Source organism: Pseudoalteromonas sp. TB64 (genome assembly GCF_000498095.1).
Taxonomy (GTDB): domain Bacteria; phylum Pseudomonadota; class Gammaproteobacteria; order Enterobacterales; family Alteromonadaceae; genus Pseudoalteromonas.
Window position 1 is genome coordinate 39,677 of the sequence record NZ_AUTQ01000081.1, and the last position, 13,916, is coordinate 53,592.

General features: G+C 38.2%; 16 protein-coding genes. 7 read left to right on the forward strand and 9 right to left on the reverse strand.

The window, feature by feature from the left end; all coding sequences use genetic code 11:
* The first annotated feature begins 161 nt into the window (after positions 1-161).
* Positions 162-2,006, forward strand: coding sequence for a DEAD/DEAH box helicase (locus L647_RS0104645; RefSeq protein ID WP_024610147.1), 1,845 nt, complete (start codon positions 162-164; stop codon positions 2,004-2,006).
* Positions 2,007-2,419: 413 nt separating this feature from the next.
* On the opposite strand, the gene L647_RS0104650 is transcribed toward L647_RS0104645, so the two are convergent.
* The 5 genes from L647_RS0104650 to L647_RS0104670 all read right to left on the reverse strand — a co-directional run bounded on the left by L647_RS0104650 (position 2,420) and on the right by L647_RS0104670 (position 5,952).
* Entirely contained in the window at positions 2,420-2,695 is a 276-nt protein-coding gene (locus tag L647_RS0104650; protein ID WP_024610148.1) for a YfcL family protein, read from the reverse strand.
* The gene (locus tag L647_RS0104655) at positions 2,692-3,855 is read right to left on the reverse strand and encodes an ATP-NAD kinase family protein (protein ID WP_024610149.1); all 1,164 of its coding nucleotides are present in this window, start codon (positions 3,853-3,855) and stop codon (positions 2,692-2,694) included. Before L647_RS0104655 ends, L647_RS0104650 begins: the two co-directional genes overlap by 4 nt.
* Positions 3,845-4,399 carry an elongation factor P hydroxylase gene (locus L647_RS0104660; RefSeq protein WP_024610150.1) on the reverse strand — a complete coding sequence of 185 codons (555 nt, stop codon included), beginning with the start codon at positions 4,397-4,399 and terminating at the stop codon, positions 3,845-3,847. Before L647_RS0104660 ends, L647_RS0104655 begins: the two co-directional genes overlap by 11 nt.
* A gap of 582 nt (positions 4,400-4,981) precedes the next feature.
* On the reverse strand, positions 4,982-5,242 hold the full coding sequence (locus L647_RS1000000126325; protein ID WP_029880373.1) for a zinc-ribbon domain containing protein: 261 nt from the start codon (positions 5,240-5,242) through the stop codon (positions 4,982-4,984).
* A gap of 62 nt (positions 5,243-5,304) precedes the next feature.
* On the reverse strand, positions 5,305-5,952 hold the full coding sequence (locus L647_RS0104670; protein ID WP_024610151.1) for a glutathione S-transferase family protein: 648 nt from the start codon (positions 5,950-5,952) through the stop codon (positions 5,305-5,307).
* A gap of 118 nt (positions 5,953-6,070) precedes the next feature.
* Between L647_RS0104670 and L647_RS0104675 the strand changes: the two genes are divergently transcribed.
* Positions 6,071-6,910 carry a LysR family transcriptional regulator gene (locus tag L647_RS0104675; protein WP_029880374.1) on the forward strand — a complete coding sequence of 280 codons (840 nt, stop codon included), beginning with the start codon at positions 6,071-6,073 and terminating at the stop codon, positions 6,908-6,910.
* A gap of 7 nt (positions 6,911-6,917) precedes the next feature.
* Here the strand turns inward: L647_RS0104675 and L647_RS0104680 are convergent, their stop codons facing one another.
* The 4 genes from L647_RS0104680 to prmB all read right to left on the reverse strand — a co-directional run bounded on the left by L647_RS0104680 (position 6,918) and on the right by prmB (position 10,148).
* Positions 6,918-7,307 carry a DUF4112 domain-containing protein gene (locus L647_RS0104680; protein WP_024610152.1) on the reverse strand — a complete coding sequence of 130 codons (390 nt, stop codon included), beginning with the start codon at positions 7,305-7,307 and terminating at the stop codon, positions 6,918-6,920.
* 136 nt (positions 7,308-7,443) lie between these two features.
* Positions 7,444-7,884 carry a DUF4274 domain-containing protein gene (locus tag L647_RS0104685; RefSeq protein WP_024610153.1) on the reverse strand — a complete coding sequence of 147 codons (441 nt, stop codon included), beginning with the start codon at positions 7,882-7,884 and terminating at the stop codon, positions 7,444-7,446.
* 164 nt (positions 7,885-8,048) lie between these two features.
* Positions 8,049-9,146, reverse strand: coding sequence for a chorismate synthase (aroC, locus tag L647_RS0104690; protein ID WP_024610154.1), 1,098 nt, complete (start codon positions 9,144-9,146; stop codon positions 8,049-8,051).
* Between the two features lie 66 nt (positions 9,147-9,212).
* Positions 9,213-10,148, reverse strand: coding sequence for a 50S ribosomal protein L3 N(5)-glutamine methyltransferase (gene prmB / locus L647_RS0104695; RefSeq protein WP_024610155.1), 936 nt, complete (start codon positions 10,146-10,148; stop codon positions 9,213-9,215).
* 152 nt (positions 10,149-10,300) lie between these two features.
* Between prmB and smrB the strand changes: the two genes are divergently transcribed.
* The 5 genes from smrB to L647_RS0104720 all read left to right on the forward strand — a co-directional run bounded on the left by smrB (position 10,301) and on the right by L647_RS0104720 (position 13,865).
* Positions 10,301-10,858, forward strand: a complete 558-nt coding sequence (gene smrB / locus L647_RS0104700; protein WP_024610156.1) for an endonuclease SmrB — start codon at positions 10,301-10,303, stop codon at positions 10,856-10,858.
* 27 nt (positions 10,859-10,885) lie between these two features.
* A complete protein-coding gene (locus L647_RS0104705) occupies positions 10,886-11,815 on the forward strand; it encodes an AEC family transporter (protein ID WP_024610157.1) in 930 nt (309 codons plus the stop codon).
* 420 nt (positions 11,816-12,235) lie between these two features.
* The gene (locus L647_RS1000000125765; protein WP_139015423.1) at positions 12,236-12,508 is read left to right on the forward strand and encodes a hypothetical protein; all 273 of its coding nucleotides are present in this window, start codon (positions 12,236-12,238) and stop codon (positions 12,506-12,508) included.
* 83 nt (positions 12,509-12,591) lie between these two features.
* Positions 12,592-13,194 (forward strand): DUF2589 domain-containing protein, encoded by a 603-nt coding sequence (locus L647_RS0104715; protein ID WP_024610159.1) that lies wholly within the window; start codon positions 12,592-12,594, stop codon positions 13,192-13,194.
* Positions 13,195-13,223: 29 nt separating this feature from the next.
* A complete protein-coding gene (locus tag L647_RS0104720; protein ID WP_024610160.1) occupies positions 13,224-13,865 on the forward strand; it encodes a DUF2589 domain-containing protein in 642 nt (213 codons plus the stop codon).
* Positions 13,866-13,916 lie beyond the last annotated feature (51 nt).

Below are 13,916 nucleotides of genomic sequence, written 5' to 3' on the forward strand. Positions count from 1 at the left end.
AGCTCTGTATCAAAAATGTTAACCAGTTTAATTACCCTAGAATTGAACTGGTTAAATTTCGACCAACATCAACCACATAGAAATTAGTTGTAATTTATACAAGCATTTGCCTCGCGAATCCTATATAATGCGCGCCTCTTTAAATTCGTTGAGGCGTATTAATGTCAGAACCAGTCACGTTTGAATCTCTAAATCTTTCTCCTGCAATTTTGAAGGCAGTTGAAGAGTTGGGTTACAAGACACCATCTGAAATCCAAGCTCAATGTATACCGTTATTGCTAGAAAGAAAGGACGTACTGGGACTAGCTCAAACGGGTACAGGTAAAACCGCAGCATTTGCACTGCCATTGTTAAATAATATTGACCCGTCTGTAAAACAGCCGCAGATCCTTGTACTTGCACCTACACGCGAGCTTGCGATCCAAGTTGCTGAGGCATTCGAACAATTTTCTAAACACATTCGTGGTGTTGAAGTATTGGCACTTTATGGTGGTCAAAGCTACAGCATCCAGTTAAGCGCACTTCGTCGTGGCGCACAGGTTATTGTTGCAACTCCAGGTCGATTAATCGATCACATTAACCGTGGCACTATCAAGTTTGATGCTTTACAAGCACTTGTACTTGATGAAGCCGATGAAATGTTACGTATGGGCTTTATCGATGATGTAGAAAGCATCATGGAAAAAACACCGCGCGAAAAGCAAACATGTCTTTTCTCTGCGACTATGCCTAAGCAAATTCAAAACATCAGTAGCCGTTATATGAACAATCCTGAACAGGTTCATATTTCAGCACGTAACTCTACAGTATCATCTGTTGAGCAAGTGTTTTGGAATGCAAGCGTACACAAGAATAAAGCGATTGTTCGCTTCTTAGAAGCTGAACAGTATGAAGGTGCTATTGTTTTCGTACGTACACGTAACGATACAGTACAACTTGCTGAGTTATTAGAGCGCGAAGGTTTCTCTGCTGCTCCACTTAACGGTGACATGAACCAGCAAGCACGTGAACGCACTGTAGAACGCTTAAAAAGCGGCATGCTAAATGTTGTTATTGCAACAGACGTTGCTGCTCGTGGTCTAGATGTTGACCGCTTAAGCTTAGTTATCAACTACGATATCCCACAAGATTCTGAAGCCTACGTTCACCGTATCGGCCGTACAGGTCGTGCTGGTCGTACTGGTAAAGCAATTTTATTCGTAAAACATAACGAACGTTATTTACTTAAAAATATCATTCGTCATACGAAGTCTGAAATTGCACAAGTTGAATTACCAACTGCAAAAATCGTTGAAGAAAAACGTATTGAAGCGTTACAAGCAAAATTAACTATTGCGCTTGAAAACAAAGACATCACGTTCTTCAATGACGTAGCTACTAACATGGCTGAAAAACTTGACCTTCCACTTGAAAGCTTAGCTGGTGCGTTACTGTGTTTAGCACAGCAACAGTCTCCTATTAAAGTTGAAGAAGTTAAGATTCAACCTCGTGAGCGTAACGAACGTAACGATCGCAATCCACGTAGTAACGACCGCAATGACCGTGGTCGTCGTAACGAACGTGGTGGTGAACGCGCTGAGCGTAAACCTCGCGAACGTAACAGTCGTGATGCAGGTCCTATGGATACTTACCGTATCGAAGTAGGTCGTGAACACGGTGTTCAAGTTAAGAACATTGTTGGCGCTATTGCTAACGAAGCTGACATCTCAAGCAAGTTTATTGGTGATATTCGTTTACACGACAATCACAGTACGGTTCAGTTACCGCAAAACATGCCTAAAGATGTACTTGATCATTTCCAAAAAGTGTTTATTTGTAAACGCCCTATGGGTCTAACAATTACACAAGATCAAGGTCCTGCAGAACCACGTGCAGAACGCTCTGAACGCCCACCGGCTGACAAAAAGCGTAGCTTTAGTAAAGACAAAGATGACAGCCAACGCGGTGATAAGCGTACTGGTCCTCGCAAAGAACGTCGCCCAGTAAGCTTTACAACGCCGAAATAAGCAGCGCTTCTTTAATAAAAACCTTGCCACGTAAGTGAGCAAGGTTTTTTTGTGCCTGAATTTTAGCTAGCAATTTATAGAGTATTCTAAAGAGCACTATAATTCTTACTCATAAAACGTCCTACTCGATATATACCAATCTACTTATATGGGGTCTATTTAACAACAAGAAGACGGCACTGTAATTAGGAAAAATTTATATAGTTGTTCTAAAAAATTAACGACATTATGGGATGGATTAACTCACTAAATTGTTCAAATACTTATGCAGATTAGTATTTTTCTAAAACCGTGTAAAATATCTAATTACATTCGTATAAATAAACTAGCTTACTCGACAGAGCTTATGCCAAAAGCAAAAAAACACGATTGCGCTAAGCAAGTCGTGTTTTTATATTGTGCTAAAAGAGCTGTTAAGCGAGTGCTTTAACTTCTTCCCATAGACGCACAACTAATGCTTTGTCTTCTTCGTTAAGCTCACCATTACGATATGCTTTAACTAAGCTTTGCTCTACGGTATCGTTTAGCTCATCTATACTGATTGTCAGCTTTTCTACTTCGGCATAACCTACTGCAAGATCGAAATGACCTCGTAAATAGCCACCTGCAAATAACTCATCGTCAGTTGCTTTTATTACTAAATCATCAAAGTACTGCTGGGCTGCATCGATATAGTTCACTAAACTCATTTATTAATCTCCTGGTTTTGCAGAGCACCTGTATTTTCAAGGTTTTGATGCCCTACTGCATACATAATATGGTCGTTATATCCGGTGGTTACTTTAATATAACCCGTTAATTCATCATCTAATTCGCTGTCGCCAGTATCACAAATAAGGGGGCGACCATTAAGCGCTTGTAGCTTTGTTTTTGTTGCTACTACAATAATATTTTCTTTGCCAATTGCACGTATAAGCGCGGGGCTTAATTGCTGATTACCACGACCAAATATATGTCCTTGCCCGCCAATTAGGGTAATTACCAATTTAGTATTTTGCTCATGAGTAAGCTCAAGTAATTGCTTAGACATTAAATCTTGGGCAACTATGGTTTGATCTTTTATTAAATCAACGCCAAGCAATGTATTCTCAAGTCCCATTTCTTCCATTATAGCTTCAACGGTTGAGCCGCTACCCATAATATAAAATGTGTCTTCATCCATTTGCGATACAACATGCGCAGCAATATCAGCTAGTACTAATTCGTCGGTTTCTTTACCGCCATTTTTAACAGCTTGCATATAACGTACTTCGCTGGGTGTTTGCATTTCGCCATAACGTTTTGCTTTTACCGTACCTTGCCTAAAGGCATCTTCATCTATATCCATTACATCTGCATCAGCTAAGGTAACTAACTCACCTTTAACCAGCATTTCAACTACGCGACCTGCTGCTTTTGGTGTAATGGCGTATACACCAGAATGAATTTTACAGCCTGCAGGAATACCAAGTACCGGAACGGTATCCTCTATTGCATGGCAAATATTACGCGCTGTACCATCGCCACCGGCAAATAAAACCAAATCAACGCCAGAGTCTTTAAGTATTTTTACCGCATTCTCAGTATCATCTGGGGTTGTTATAGCAGCAGTGTTGTATATAACCTCAACATTAAAGCTCAAAGCCTTTGCTGTTTTCTCACCCATGTCGCCGTTAACAGTGTAAATAATTAAGCGTTCTTTATAAGGTAATAGCACTTCAAGCGCTGCTTTTGTACGGCTATTTGCCTTTGGCTCTGCGCCTAATTCTATTGCTTTGGCAGCAGTTTGCGCGCCATCACTGCCTTTTAAAGCAACTGTTCCACCTAAACCCGCTACAGGGTTTACAATTAAACCTAATTTAAACGCCATCACAAAGCTCCTTCGGGTGTTGCCAATTAAACTGTTGCGCGGTTATTGGCCACGGTGTGTTATAAAAATGGGATAGTGCTTTTAAAAGTAATTCTGTCCGAGGGTTAAAGCCATTTTCGATAAGCGATAATACACGCGCATGCACTCGTTGTTGAAAATCAAACCGACATGTTTGCTCGCCGTTTAAGTTATCCACCGACACGTTAAAATTAAACCCTGCTGCGGTACTTAATAACCACTCTATAGCTTGAGGCTTTACTTCAACGTTTTCAAATTCAGTCTGCTTTTTTTCATCACGACCATCGGGGCAGTACCAATAACCATAGTCTTCTTGTAAACGACGTGCATCGCCTGCTACTAGCCAATGCGCAATTTCATGCAATGCACTCGCGTAAAAACCATGAGCGAATACAACCTGATGAAAAGAGGCTGTATTATTAGCTGGAATATAAATAGGCTCGCAATCGCCTTTTATCAATCGGGTATTATAACTTTGATAAAAAGTGCGTTCAAAAATTGAAATTAGATCAGCTATTTGATGCATAAAATTAGGCTAATTAGTCTCGGTTACAGCGCTATTTTGCGCATTAAAAACGAGACGAATTGTACGGGCTTTTACAGCTAAAGTAAAAATAAGGCGAGATAGTAAAAAATAAACGGTTAACCATTCACTTTATTGATGTTTTTAATAATACCTAAACAGTAAAGAGTATTACCAAGTTCTTTATGCTGTGTTTTTTCACTTGAGGTTTTATTGGCTAAGCTAGCTAATATATCGTAACGTTTACGAATAGTTCGTATATATCGCGCATGCCTACGGCATTCAAAGCAATGAGTACAATGCGAATCAACCCAAAAGCCAAGGGCGTGTTTATCTTTCGAGATTAAGTTTGCAGCAGTGTGTTTGGCTTTTAGGCAAGGCAGAGTCTATGTAGTTTGGTTGCTCCCCATAAATAGGCGATAACGACGTATAAATGCCAAACACGCGCTGCCCACGGATTCCTTCTAGGGACGATTAACTCTTTGTTGCTCGATTTTTACTTAGCCCACTAGGTTACAAATCTCGCGCCGCGATTAAATAGTCCCTAGATCGAACAAACTTTAATCCTGAAAGGTCAACACGCCCTCATACTTCAAACCAGTATTGTTGCTCTTGAGCAAAGAAAATAAATGCCTTAGAGCAAGTCTCGCACTGCTCCTCAATATCTACATAGAGTGTTCGAGGATAAATGGCATAATTTTGCTTTTTTATATCAGCCAATATTACCGTATTAGAAAAATACTTAAGGTTTGCGTAACGCCAGTGCGCACTCTCAATTGCTTCAATAGTCGAAGGTGTATTGGTAATTATTGGTTTATCGCCATACCTTGGATGGTTAAGGTACATCAGCTCGCCTACTTTAAAGTTATGGTTTTAATACTAAAAAGTAAATCATATAAAAGCAATAGTTATGCAGGCGTGCCTGCTTCATCACATTCTACAATATCGGTTTCGGCTAATGCTTGTTTAACCCAGTTTTGTAGCACTGGGCAGCTCATAACCTGCTCACAGTAACGATTAGCTTGTTCAGATAAGTTAACTTGGTAAGTTTTTAGTCGTAAAACGATAGGTACATACATAGCATCAACAATACTAAATTCACCAAATAACCATCTATCTGGATAAGTAATTTGTTGTTGGTTAAATATTTCGTCAATACGGGCAATGTCTTTTTTAGCAGCATCAGAAAGTGTAATTACACGTGTGGCGCGAATATTCATTGGCATTTCGTTACGTAGTGCCAAAAACCCTGAATGCATCTCAGCACTTAGACTACGTGCTTTAGCTCGATGAGTTATATTTGTTGGCCACCCTGCCCCCAACAAATAAGCATCGTTTATGTATTCACAAATAGCTAATGAATCCCAAACAGCTAAATCACCATCAATAAGCGCTGGTACTTTTTGCACTGAAAACCGCTTTTGTAATTCATTATAAAAATCAGGTGTATCCAGTACTAATTGCACCTCACTAAATACAACATTGAATTTACTCATTAAATACCATGCTCTAAGTGACCATGTAGAATAATTTTTATTACCAATAAATAATTGCATTGTGACTTCCTAAATGATTAAGTTAAGTCAATATACGTTACGGCTTAGGTGAATACTCGCCAAAATTTGTCATACCACATATCAATTACATTGATGTATTAAAATATTAGGAATTAAGATGGATATCGATTCACTTCGCACATTTTTAGCATTTGTAGATACAGGTAGCTTTACTCGTGCCGCACAACAAGTGTGCCGTACGCAATCAGCGGTCAGTATGCAAATGAAAAAGCTAGAGCGTGATATTGGTAATTCATTATTTAGTAAACAAGGTCGACAACTTGTACTTTCCAACGCAGGTATTCAACTAGCCAGTTACGCTAAACAATTAATAGCACTACACGATGAAGCATATAAACAATTAAAAACAAGCACAGTACAAGTTCGTATCCGTTTAGGTTGCCCTGATGACTACGCAAGTTCAATATTGCCAAAAGTTGTTAGTTTGCTCCATCAGCATATTAACCAACTAGATTTACAAATCAGTTGTGCTTCAACCACAGAGTTAAAAAATCAGCTCGATCAAGGCTTGTTAGATATAATAATTGCCACCCGCTCACCAAGCTCTGAGGAAGGGTACTTTTTGTATTCAAGTACGGGAGTGTGGGTTAAGAGCGAGCAATTTATTTATGACTCAAATATGACCTTGCCCCTCGCCATTTTTATGCGCGATTGTAAGTTTCATCAGGCAGCAATTGAGGGGCTACTAAAAACGGAGCGACAATTCAAAATAATAGGTTGCTGCGCAAGCTTAAGTTCACTTGAATCTTTAGTGAAAAGTCACTTAGCCATAGGCGCCATTGCTCAGGTAAGTAAAGCCGATTCGTTATGTATTATTAATGACATTACCCTTCCCGCTTTACCGGTTATTGATATTGTTTTGTTACATGCCAACCATGCACACAATCCTATAAACCAAAATACAGTAAAAAAAATAGCTGAACAGTTTACTTTTTAAGTAAAACTTAAAGCTTACCCTGTTTAATTAAAGCATTTTTTAACAATTGAGTGTTACGCGTATTTGCTTTAAAAAACGCATCAAATATATCGCCAAACAGGGGAATTGATCCTACAAAAAAATCTATCAGCATATTAATTATAATTTTTAGTTTTATGCGTTTACTCATCCCCATACGCTGCGCTTCTAGCAATACATAGCTTGATAATATAAGCCCAGCGGCATCGCCAATCACAGGAACAAGTCCAATAACAGCATCAATCCCTATATTAAATTTAGTAAAAGGAATGCCAATGCTGCTGTCGGTAATTTTACTAAAACGCTCAAGTCGCGTTATTGCTGCGTGTATTTTTTGCTGGGAGCGTTTTACATTTTTTGCTTGTGTCGTATTCGTCATAGTTAATAACCTCCATAAAAGATTATATAAACTAAACTTGAACTAGCCCTGAAGTGTTAATGCTAGCGTGATCAATTAGCAAAATGGGATATAATATTCTTGTTGTAATTCACTCATACTATTAACTTGAATAGCCTTATATTATTTCATCTTTAGGTATTACTTTATTAATAAAGATTTCTGAGACGCCCTGTTTTATTAACGTGTATTTTTCTACTTTTCCTAAAGGTGGTTCAAAACGTATTAAATTCAACTTATACCAGCCAGTACTAATTCTGCTTATCATCTTTTCACAAAAGTCAGACCACTCTTCGTTATATTCGTTTCTTTTAATATCTTTTGTTAAATAACACATTGCATCGGCTAACCAAAAAAGTGATAACGCAACACCAAAGTCACAGTTCTCGTTATCTGCAACTGCATTTATTACCTCTAAGCCGTTGTCCCAATTATAAGCTTGAGCATATTCCAGTAAAAAAAATGGATTTTTTGAATTGCTCACTATATTTACGCTTATTTTTAGATCAACTTCATACTGAGCATTATTTATTAACTGTCTTTCAAATTGAGAAATCATATTTATTGCCTAATAAAAACAGAATAGTTAAATGTTTACCAAGATATTGTTGTCTGATTTTAAATATAACGTCTCTTATATTTTCGCTTTAACTCTATAATTTAATGGTACTTTGATATAAAAAAAAGCGCCTTTCGGCGCTTATTTTATATCATATTAACGTTTTAAACTGAGCCGTTAATTGGACCATGTTCGTGGTTTACATGTGGATTTTGACCGCGTTGACGCAGTAAATGATCCATCAGTGTAATGGCCATCATTGCCTCAGCAATAGGCACGGCACGAATACCAACACACGGATCGTGACGTCCTTTGGTGATCATCTCTACTGCTTCGTTTTCAGTATTAATACTTTTACCTGGAATAGTAATACTCGACGTTGGCTTAAGCGCTATTGAAGCAATAATATCTTGCCCAGTAGAAATACCGGCAAGTACGCCACCAGCATGGTTTGATGTAAAGCCTTCAGGGGTTAATTCGTCGCGATGTTCTGACCCTTTTTGCTCAATAACATCAAAGCCGTCACCAATTTCAACGCCTTTAACTGCGTTAATACTCATTAATGAATGTGCAAGCTCAGCATCGAGCCTATCAAATACTGGCTCCCCTAATCCTACTGGTACATTGCTTGCCACTACTTTTACTTTAGCGCCTACTGAGTCACCTTGTTTTTTAAGGTCACGCATGTATTCGTCAAGTGCTTCTAGCTTGCTTGCATCAGGGAAAAAGAATAAGTTATTTTCAACTTCGTTCCAGTCAAATGTCTCAGCCTTAATAGGACCAAGTTGGCTTAAACATGCTTTAACTTCAATACCATGAAATTGCTTTAAGTATTTTTTAGCGATAGAGCCTGCCGCTACACGAATAGCTGTTTCGCGTGCAGACGAACGACCGCCACCACGATAATCACGCAGACCGTATTTATGCCAATACGTGTAATCGCCATGACCAGGGCGAAATACATCTTTAATTTTTCCGTAGTCTTTTGAGCGTTGATCGGTATTTTCGATAAGTAAACCGATGCTTGTGCCTGTGGTTTTACCTTCAAAAACGCCTGAAAGAATTTTTATTTGATCGTCTTCACGGCGCTGCGTTGTGTAACGGCTTTGGCCTGGTTTACGACGGTCTAAATCTATTTGTAAGTCGGCCTCTGTGATCTCAAGACCTGCGGGAGTACCATCAACAACGCCGCCTAATGCAACGCCGTGGCTCTCACCAAAGGTGGACACTTTAAATAACTGTCCAATGCTATTACCTGCCATTAACTTTCCTCATTCCTAATGACTACCAATAGCCAAACACATGGCTTGGCTATTCATTATTTTTACTTATTTTGTAAAATACTCATCTAACTGCTTTTTGCTAATTACAAATACACCTAAGCCGCCTTGTTCAAACTCAACCCATTCAAACGGCGCACCCGGATACAGTGCATCCATATGTACCATAGAGTTCCCTACTTCTACAAATAACAAACCGTTATCAGTTAGATGCTCACTTGCTTCGCTTAATATTGTACGTGTTACATCTAATCCATCGTGACCTGATGCAAGCCCAAGCTCTGGTTCATGATGAAATTCGCGAGGTAAATCGGCCATATCTTCTGCATCAACATACGGTGGGTTTGCTACTATTAAGTCGTATTTCTGACCTGGTACACCACTAAATACATCAGACTGAATTGGTAGCACGCGGTCACTTAACATGTAATCGCTAATATTTATGTCAGCTACTTCAAGTGCTTCATACGATATATCTACCGCATCAACTTGTGCCTGCTCAAATGCTTGTGCAAGCGCTATTGCAATACAACCAGAGCCAGTACATAAATCTAAAATACGGTTAACCGACTCAGGCGCATCTAACCACGGGGTAAAACGGTTGCTTATGAGTTCAGCAAACGGAGAACGTGGAATAAGTACGCGCTCATCAACATAAAACGGCATACCAGCAAACCACGCTATGTTTGTTAAGTAAGGTACTGGCGTGCAATCGTTAATGCGTTCTGCAATAAGACCTGATAACAGGTTTTTTTCTGTGCTTGTTAAACGCGCATGCATTAATTCTTTTGGTGCATCAACAGGTAAACTAAGCGCAGGAAGTAGCAAACTTACAGCTTCATCCCAAGCGTTATCTGTACCGTGTCCAAAAAATATACCACTACTTGCAAATTGGCTTGTAGTCCAACGTAACCAGTCATGTAAAGTTGACAGTTCTGCAACGGCTTCTTCTAATGTTGCTTCTTCTATTTGTAAATCGTTCATATATTTTTACCTGTAGTAGCTTACTGACTGTTTTGAGTCTTTGAGACGATTGCATTGCCTATCTGCGCTGGGCAAATTACAATTGCCCCTCATTTAAGTATTGTACCGCCTTTTGCGCTGCGTATTTACGTTTTTTTGTTTAGGTAAAAGTTATGAAAAAAGACATTCCACTACATTCGTCCCTAAGCAATGACGATATAAGCTTATTTCGTCAAACGATCACAGGCGCTAAAGTATTCAAACAAGATACTCATCGTTTTGATACAAAACCTAAGGTGTCACAAGCTAAGCAATTTGCCCAGCAAAAAAAGCAGGCTCAGTCTGAATTTTTCTTCTCAGACGTTTATATTCCCGATATAGACACCCACGGCACGGTAAAATATGTAAAACCAGGGCAAGACAGCTTTTTAGCTAAACAGCTTCGCCGTGGCGACTTTGCACCCGACTTAACGCTTGATTTGCATGGCTTAAATAAAGAATTAGCTAAAGATGAACTTGCTGGCCTAATTCACGAATGTAAAAAACAGCATTATTATTGCGCGTGCGTGATACATGGTATTGGTGGTGGCGTACTAAAACACAAAGTCCCCCAGTATTTAGTGCAGCACCCAGACGTTATAGCTATGCATCAGGCCCCACTTGAATATGGTGGAAGAGGCGCAGTGCTCATACTAATCAATTTGCCGCAAAGCGATGAATTTAGACGCTAAATTAATCTATTACTAGGATGTAACTACGTGCACATTTTTTCGATTATTTTTCCGCTCATATTCATTGTTGCGTTAGGGTATGCTTGCTGCCGATTAAACTTTTTTGAAAAGCAACATATTGCAGGGCTTAGTAAATTTACTTTTTATATTAGTTTACCGGCTTTTTTATTGTTAAATATGTCGCAAATTAATTTACAGGAGAGCATTAGCCTTTTTGCATTTTTAAGCTTTTACATACCCGTACTGACTGTGTTTGGCTTAGGTATTTTAATCGACCGCTTTTATTTAAATAAAAAGCACTTAAAAAATTATCAACAACACGGTGTGTTTGGTCTTGCTTCTAGCTATTCCAACATGGTGCTTGTGGGCATTCCTATTGTTATTGCGTCATTGGGGAAAGAGATGATTGCAATTGCGTTTATGATCATCACTTTTCATAGTCCATTATTGTTTGCGCTTACTTTTTTAATAGGAGCTAAAGGCAGTAGCGATAAGTTTTCATGGTCACACTTTGGTAAGAGTATGGTATTAAACCCTATTGTACTAAGTATTGGTTGTGGGCTTATATTAAACATATTGGGAGTAACACTGTTTACCGACTTAGCAAATAGTTTGGAGCTATTAGCTAAACCAGCAATTGCCTGTGCATTATTTGTGCTTGGTGCAAATTTAGCTTTTTATAAAATAGCCGCAAATTGGCAACCAGCCCTAATTGCATCCGTTTTAAAAATAACTCTATTACCGGCATTAGTGCTATTGGTAGGTACTTATGTATTTAAACTAGACACGCAAATACTTAATGTATTAGTGCTTTTAAGCGCATCCCCTGTTGGTGTAAATGCCTACCTCATTGCGAGTCAAATAAAGCAACACGAAGCCACACTTGCTGGCGCTGTGGTGTTGTCTACTATTTTAAGTGTTATTAGTTTTACATTTTGGCTGGCTATATTATTGTAGCCAAAATTAAAACTGTGCGCTTTTCCTCTTTTTAAATTAATTTGGGTAACTTGACCATAATTACACATCTCTAACTTTAACCAGTATAGCAATGTAACAACGCTTTTCATTACCCAAGCCTCACCACAAAGTACCCACAACATAAACAAAAGCAACTACATTTAATATAGTTGTTGCTATGCACTTATCAACTTCTAAAAACTATAAATACCAACACTTATACAAAACTTCGATTGGAGTCGCAAAGAATGCATTACGAAATTTTTGGCGTCATTTATACAAATAAAATAAATCATATGAATGAGTTATATATCTTCTATGAGGAATACAAAGTTGAAGTACTTGCTAGACTACCCTTTTTCTTATCTGAATTAGTCGAGCCATTCACGGCAAATGAGTTCTACTACTTTATAGAAAAACATGGTGGAAAAAATTTACTTAGGAAAGCAAAAATCAAAATTAGAAATGAGATTGGAGATAGATTTAACAGAATCTCATTATTGTAAACTTTGCTCTCTTGCTGACTCATCTGGGTATATTGAGATCCCTAATAGGTGGGGCATATTTAGCTTACTTAGAAAAATAGCGTATGAAAATTCGATAAAGAACGGCATGGCTAATGAAGAATTAATCAGAGTTTTCGGTATTAGTCAGCGTACTATATTAACAGTTAGAAAAAAATTACAATTTTAAAATAATCATAAGATCAGTTCTTATTAACTTATTTTCTTTTAATACCTATAACTGACGTAACAACGTCACAACGGAATATAAAGATGATTAAATTTGAAATGCTGATACATGAACTTCACTCAAGTATTAAGCAAGCAGCTAACGAGGTTGAGGCCCAAGGTATAAAACACATCAATAAATTCTTTGAGATTGTAGAGATACCTAAAACGAATGTAACAGATCTTGATGACGAATCGATTCAAAAAATTAAAGTTTTTATTGATAGTAATGATACAGAATCAGCACTTAACATTCTCAATAACCACAATGAGAAACTAGCATCAAATAATCAGGTTCGTCGCGTACTTAAGCCCAAAACAATGCAAATGGCCTTTCCTGATAAAGACCACAATGGACCTAAGATCAGCTATGTCGATGTGCCAATTATCACTTTAACACCAATCAGCTCAACAAAAATACAAGAAGTTATCATTAAAGCAAAGCTAGAAGTTACAGCTAACGAACAAAATGAATTATTAGTCGCATTTCCAAAGCAAACTCAAGGAGGCATTTTTTCTACATCGCACGAAAAAAGCACTTCTAATGTGGAAATCGAAATAAAACTTCAAGGAGGTGAAACTCCTGAAGGCCTTCAAAAACTTGTTGAAGGTTACGAGCGTTCACTTAGAGCGCAAATCCCTGGATAAAAAGCTAACATTAGAAAAAGGATACTATAATGGAAAATTCACTAGTAAGTATGGCTCAACAATTTTCAGGTTTACCAATGAAATCTTTAATTGGTGCTCCTTTAAATGCAGCAGCTGATGCTAATGCGAACATGGCAATGACCCAAACGCAGTTTCTATTAGAAACTTGTTTTCAGCCAGTTAATAAAGACGACAAAGAAGGAGGTATACGTAGACCAATTATGGTTAAACTTGAAATAACTCGCCCCGTTATTGATCAAAATACAGGTGAGTCATCAGATCCTGCAGTCTCTACTTTAAATTTACCTATTTTAACTATTCTACCGTTAAACTCACTTGCCATTAAAAATGTCGATGTTAGTTTTGAAATGGAAGTAAAGAGCTCTTATTCGCACGACACTGAAAAATCAGATAGTCAGAGTGGAGAAACTAGTGGCAGCTTTGAAGCTGGTTTTAGCTATATGGGGTTTTCTGCCAAAGTAGAGGGATCAGTTAAATCAACTAGCCAGTCATCATCCTCAGATAAAGAGCACTACGAAAAGTCAAATTCCGCTAAATACACCATAGCAGTTAATGCTGGGCAGTTGCCACTTCCTGAAGGGGTAGCAACAATAATCCAAGCATATACGGCAGCTATTCAACCTATAATGATTAAACCCCCTCAAGATTAAAAATCAAAATCTTAACTAACAGCATATACGCGTCTTTTATAAAGGCGCTAT

Bases quoted from the DNA above. Each gene is read 5' to 3' on its own strand.
- L647_RS0104645 (WP_024610147.1), top strand. From the start codon at position 162: ATGTCAGAACCAGTCACGTTTGAATCTCTAAATCTTTCTCCTGCAATT.
- L647_RS0104650 (WP_024610148.1), bottom strand. From the start codon at position 2,695: ATGAGTTTAGTGAACTATATCGATGCAGCCCAGCAGTACTTTGATGAT.
- L647_RS0104655 (WP_024610149.1), bottom strand. From the start codon at position 3,855: ATGGCGTTTAAATTAGGTTTAATTGTAAACCCTGTAGCGGGTTTAGGT.
- L647_RS0104660 (WP_024610150.1), bottom strand. From the start codon at position 4,399: ATGCATCAAATAGCTGATCTAATTTCAATTTTTGAACGCACTTTTTAT.
- L647_RS1000000126325 (WP_029880373.1), bottom strand. From the start codon at position 5,242: ATGTACCTTAACCATCCAAGGTATGGCGATAAACCAATAATTACCAAT.
- L647_RS0104670 (WP_024610151.1), bottom strand. From the start codon at position 5,952: ATGCAATTATTTATTGGTAATAAAAATTATTCTACATGGTCACTTAGA.
- L647_RS0104675 (WP_029880374.1), top strand. From the start codon at position 6,071: ATGGATATCGATTCACTTCGCACATTTTTAGCATTTGTAGATACAGGT.
- L647_RS0104680 (WP_024610152.1), bottom strand. From the start codon at position 7,307: ATGACGAATACGACACAAGCAAAAAATGTAAAACGCTCCCAGCAAAAA.
- L647_RS0104685 (WP_024610153.1), bottom strand. From the start codon at position 7,884: ATGATTTCTCAATTTGAAAGACAGTTAATAAATAATGCTCAGTATGAA.
- aroC (WP_024610154.1), bottom strand. From the start codon at position 9,146: ATGGCAGGTAATAGCATTGGACAGTTATTTAAAGTGTCCACCTTTGGT.
- prmB (WP_024610155.1), bottom strand. From the start codon at position 10,148: ATGAACGATTTACAAATAGAAGAAGCAACATTAGAAGAAGCCGTTGCA.
- smrB (WP_024610156.1), top strand. From the start codon at position 10,301: ATGAAAAAAGACATTCCACTACATTCGTCCCTAAGCAATGACGATATA.
- L647_RS1000000125765 (WP_139015423.1), top strand. From the start codon at position 12,236: ATGGTGGAAAAAATTTACTTAGGAAAGCAAAAATCAAAATTAGAAATG.
- L647_RS0104715 (WP_024610159.1), top strand. From the start codon at position 12,592: ATGATTAAATTTGAAATGCTGATACATGAACTTCACTCAAGTATTAAG.
- L647_RS0104720 (WP_024610160.1), top strand. From the start codon at position 13,224: ATGGAAAATTCACTAGTAAGTATGGCTCAACAATTTTCAGGTTTACCA.